This window comes from Pseudomonas agronomica (assembly GCF_025917275.1).
Taxonomy (GTDB): domain Bacteria; phylum Pseudomonadota; class Gammaproteobacteria; order Pseudomonadales; family Pseudomonadaceae; genus Aquipseudomonas; species Aquipseudomonas agronomica.
The window spans coordinates 1-3967 of the sequence record NZ_JAOSHO010000454.1 but is presented as its reverse complement, the minus strand read 5'-3'; the positions used below and the strand labels follow the sequence as shown (position 1 = coordinate 3967).

Here is a 3967-nt window from a genome sequence, read left to right as displayed (position 1 = left end):
GCAAGCTCGCTCCCACAGTGGGCAAGGCGAGTCTGACTAAGGCATCGCCGGCAACAAAAACCGCGCAATAACCGGCAAATGATCGGAGATGCGCAACGTGTCGTCCTGCCGGACCTGGGCTTCGACCCGCTTGAGGCGCGGGCTGTAGAACAGGTAGTCGACGGTGCGGTCGGGGCCGTTGAGGCCGGGGTCGTTGGGGTAGTGGGTCAGCCAGTGTTCGCGGTCAATGCCGCTGGCCTCGTTGTTGGTCGGGATCATCGGGTATTTGTCCCACAACAGATGCAGCTCGCTGTCGGCGGAGTAGGGCGAGCGCTGTTCCGCCGGCAGGCGCCGGTACTGGCCCAGGGGCAACAAATTGAAATCGCCACCGATCAGCCAGGACGTGCCGGCGGATTCGAGCGTGTCCAAAGCCTTGGCCACGGCATCGATCTGTTTTTGCGCGGTGTCGTCCGGCTGAGCCGCCCGCTCCAGGTGCGTATTGAGCACCGCCAGTTGCCCGCCGCCGTTCAGGGACAGGTAACTCACCAGCAAGGCGTTTTTCGGCTGGAATTGACGGCTGATGAAATTCCCATCCGCCACGGGCAACTGCACCCGCTCGGCATGGTCGATGCGGTAGCGACTCAGCGTCGCCAGCTGCCGGCCGACGCTGCCAAAGATCCGTGGGCTGGGGATGAAATCGGCTTTCCAGTCGAAGGCGCTGGTGCCGCACGGGTAGAGGTCGGCCAGGCGTTCCTGCAGCAGCTTGAGTTGTTCCTGGTAATGGCTGGGCTTGGCGCCGTTGTCCAGCTCCTGGAGCAACACCACGTCCGGTTGCTCGTCGCGAATGACCCGCGCCACTTCGTCGAGGCTGAAGGCCATGTCTTCCAGGGTCGGGCTTTCATCGTCGCCCTGGGCCAGGTCGTGCCAGAACACGTAGCGCTTGCCGGCCAGGAACTGCACGTTCCAGGTCATCACCTTCAAGGCCTGGCCGGGCATCAGCGGCGCGGCGTTCGCGGCGCAACTGACCGGCAGCGCTTCCCGGGCCTGGGGCCGCCAGGTCAGCCCATAGATCGAGAAGACACCGAGGCCGACGATCAACAACAGGCCCAGTACGGTGTATCGCAGCAGACGGGTCATGGCTCGGGCTTTTCGGCAATCAACATGAACATGCGGAACAGCACCACCGTAGTGAACAGTTGCAGGAAGCTGTGGATGCTATCGATCAGCAGGCTGATCAAGGGGTTCTGCGGCGCAGGGTACACCGAGACGCTGGCGCCCTTGAGCAGCCACAGCGGGACCATCACGGCAAGGATACACAGCAGGATTCGCCAGAAATGACCGCGGCTCAAGCGTGCGCTTTCCTTCATGGCGGCCAGTGGCGACATGCCTTTGAGTACCAACAGGTATTCACCGAAGGCCAGGACCACCATCAGCCACAGCCCCGGCAGGAAGTACAACGAAATGCCAATCAGGATCAGCAGCGTATTGAGGGCGGTCAGCAAGGCGAAGCGTGGCCATTGGAGCAGGGCGGCCGCGAGCAGGTCGCGCGCCCGCGGGGCTTCGCCACGACTGCGAGCGTCGAGAAACAGAATCAACGCTGCGGTATACAACGGGTACACCAACAGACCGACGATCACGCTGTAGCCGGAAAAGCCATCCGCCCCGAAGGCGTTGTCCACCCCTTGTTGCAGCACCGCTTCGACGATCACCAGCGGCAGGCACAACTGGGCGATGCGGCCCAGATGGCGCTTGAAAAAATACAAGGAGTCACGCAGTACTTCTAACGGATTCATGGGTCGGTATCGCAGTTCAAAAAAGCGGTCCGACACTTTACCCATCAGGTGACCGCAGAAACAAACGTAAACATCAGGTAAAGACCATTGAAAGGTTGCTGGTGGACCCCATTACTGAGGGGCACCGGTCTTTTGCGGACCGGCTTGGTTTTTTATCCGGCAATCTGATGAGGTCGCCATGAACAGCGAAGAACAAACCCTGATCGATGGACTGTTTTCACGGCTGCAACAGGCCGAAAAGGATTCAGCCCCGCGCGACGCCCAGGCTGAGGCGCGGATCAAGGAGCATTTGGCCAACCAGCCTGCGGCGGGCTATTTCATGGCCCAGGCGATCCTGGTGCAAGAGGCGGCGATCAAACGACTGGACGAGCAGAACAAGCAACTCGCCCAGCAGGTCGAGCAATTGCAAGCCGAGCTGCAGCAGACCCGCAACCAGGGGTCGGTGCCCAGCGGCGGCGGTGGTTTTCTTTCGAGCATATTCGGTGGCGGCAGCAGCCGCGATTCCCGTCCTGCGGGCACACCGGCCCCCAGCGGTGGTGGCTGGCGCGAACCGGGACGGCCGTCGTTCAATGCGCCGGCCCAGCAAGGTTTCGCTGCCTCGCCCGGCAACTATGGTGCGCCGCAACAGCAGGCTCCGGCGGCCAGCAGCTTCCTCGGTGGCGCCTTGAAAACCGCGGCGGGCGTGGCCGGTGGCGTGATGCTGGCCCAGGGCATCAGCAGCCTGTTCCACAGCAATCAGCCTCAGGAAATCGTCGAGATCCTCAAGGAAGAACCGGCCCAGCCCGTCAACGACACGGCCAACAGCAGCGACAACGGCTGGGACGATGACCAGCGCGTTGCCGACAGCGGGACCTACGACAATGACCCAGGCGGTTTCAGCGACGCGGACTACAGCGACGATTCGTCCTTCTTCGGCGATGACGACTCGTTCGTCTGACCTGCCATTCGTCCGAGGCGCCCGGGCGCCTCGGGCCGATTATTCGCGGAACATTCCTAGAGGCTGGCATACTGGGCGACTTTTCGGGCCGGGTGGCCTGCGCGCGCGTGCATTCATGAGGAAACGCGGTGAAAAAAATCGCAGTGTTCGCCGATGTCCAGAACCTCTACTACACCGTGCGCCAAGCCTATGGCTGCCATTTCAACTACGCGGCGCTGTGGGCTGATGTCAGCAAACAGGGCCAGATCGTCGAGGCCTATGCCTACGCGATCGATCGCGGCGACAGCAAGCAGCAACAGTTCCAGCAGATCCTGCGCAACCTGGGCTTCACCGTGAAGCTCAAGCCTTATATCCAGCGCAGCGACGGTTCGGCCAAGGGCGACTGGGACGTGGGCATCACGCTCGACATCATGGACGCCGCCGACCATGTCGATGAAGTGGTGTTGGCCTCCGGCGACGGTGATTTCGACATGCTGCTCGAACGCATCATCAGCAAGCACGGCGTGCAGGCGGTGGCCTATGGCGTGCCAGGGTTGACCGCCAACTCGCTGATCCGCGCCGCCAGCCGCTACGTGCCCATCGACGGCGCGTTGCTGCTCAAGAATTGATCTCCAAGGAGCCCCACAGGTTTGGAACGCATCGCAGTCATCGACTTTGAAACCACCGGCATCACCCCGAGCAGCAGTTGCCGGGCCACGGAAATCGCCGTGGTGATCCTTGAACAGGGCCGGATCGTCGACCGTTACCAGAGCCTGATGAACGCCGGCGTTCGCGTGCCGGCCTTTATCGAACAGCTCACCGGCATCAGCAACGCCATGCTGCGCAGCGCTCCCCCGGCGGAAAAAGTGATGAACGAGGTCAACGAGTTTGTCGGCATCACGCCGCTGCTGGCGCATAACGCCGCGTTCGACCAGAAGTTCTGGGACTTCGAACTGGGGCGCATCAAGCGCACCCGCCTGCAGAACTTCGCCTGTTCGTTGTTGCTGGCCCGACGGTTGATGCCATCGGCGCCGAACCACAAGCTCGGCACGCTCAACGCCTTCGCTGGCCTGCCCCACACCGGCCAGGCTCACCGGGCCATGGCCGACGCCGAAATGGCCGCCAACCTTACCGCGCACCTTGCTGCGCAATTGCGCCAGAAGCATGGGTTGCGGGAGTTGTCCCACGACCTGCTGTGCAGTTTGCAGAAAGTGCCGGCGGCGAAGATCAACGAACACCTCAAGCGCCATCGCGGGTTCTGAACGCACTGCGGAACCTT

The 3967-nt window shown here is 62.3% G+C and carries 5 protein-coding genes; 3 read left to right on the top strand and 2 right to left on the bottom strand.

The features are described from left to right. Positions 1–36: 36 nt before the first annotated feature. A complete protein-coding gene (locus tag OC610_RS22580) occupies positions 37–1116 on the bottom strand; it encodes an endonuclease/exonuclease/phosphatase family protein (RefSeq protein WP_264430908.1) in 1080 nt (359 codons plus the stop codon). After that, positions 1113–1772 carry a YciC family protein gene (locus OC610_RS22575; protein WP_264430906.1) on the bottom strand — a complete coding sequence of 220 codons (660 nt, stop codon included), beginning with the start codon at positions 1770–1772 and terminating at the stop codon, positions 1113–1115. The genes OC610_RS22580 and OC610_RS22575 overlap by 4 nt, the downstream gene beginning before the upstream one ends. A gap of 178 nt (positions 1773–1950) precedes the next feature. Between OC610_RS22575 and OC610_RS22570 the strand changes: the two genes are divergently transcribed. The 3 genes from OC610_RS22570 to OC610_RS22560 all read left to right on the top strand — a co-directional run bounded on the left by OC610_RS22570 (position 1951) and on the right by OC610_RS22560 (position 3950). After that, positions 1951–2709, top strand: coding sequence for a DUF2076 domain-containing protein (locus OC610_RS22570; protein WP_264430905.1), 759 nt, complete (start codon positions 1951–1953; stop codon positions 2707–2709). Positions 2710–2837: 128 nt separating this feature from the next. Beyond that, complete coding sequence (locus OC610_RS22565) at positions 2838–3317, top strand: LabA-like NYN domain-containing protein (RefSeq protein ID WP_264430902.1); 480 nt, start codon at positions 2838–2840, stop codon at positions 3315–3317. 21 nt (positions 3318–3338) lie between these two features. Beyond that, positions 3339–3950 carry a 3'-5' exonuclease gene (locus OC610_RS22560; RefSeq protein ID WP_264430899.1) on the top strand — a complete coding sequence of 204 codons (612 nt, stop codon included), beginning with the start codon at positions 3339–3341 and terminating at the stop codon, positions 3948–3950. Positions 3951–3967 lie beyond the last annotated feature (17 nt).

Excerpts from the sequence above, each read along its gene's own strand:
- OC610_RS22570 (WP_264430905.1), top strand. The coding sequence starts at position 1,951 with ATGAACAGCGAAGAACAAACCCTGATCGATGGACTGTTTTCACGGCTG.
- OC610_RS22580 (WP_264430908.1), bottom strand. The coding sequence starts at position 1,116 with ATGACCCGTCTGCTGCGATACACCGTACTGGGCCTGTTGTTGATCGTC.
- OC610_RS22575 (WP_264430906.1), bottom strand. The coding sequence starts at position 1,772 with ATGAATCCGTTAGAAGTACTGCGTGACTCCTTGTATTTTTTCAAGCGC.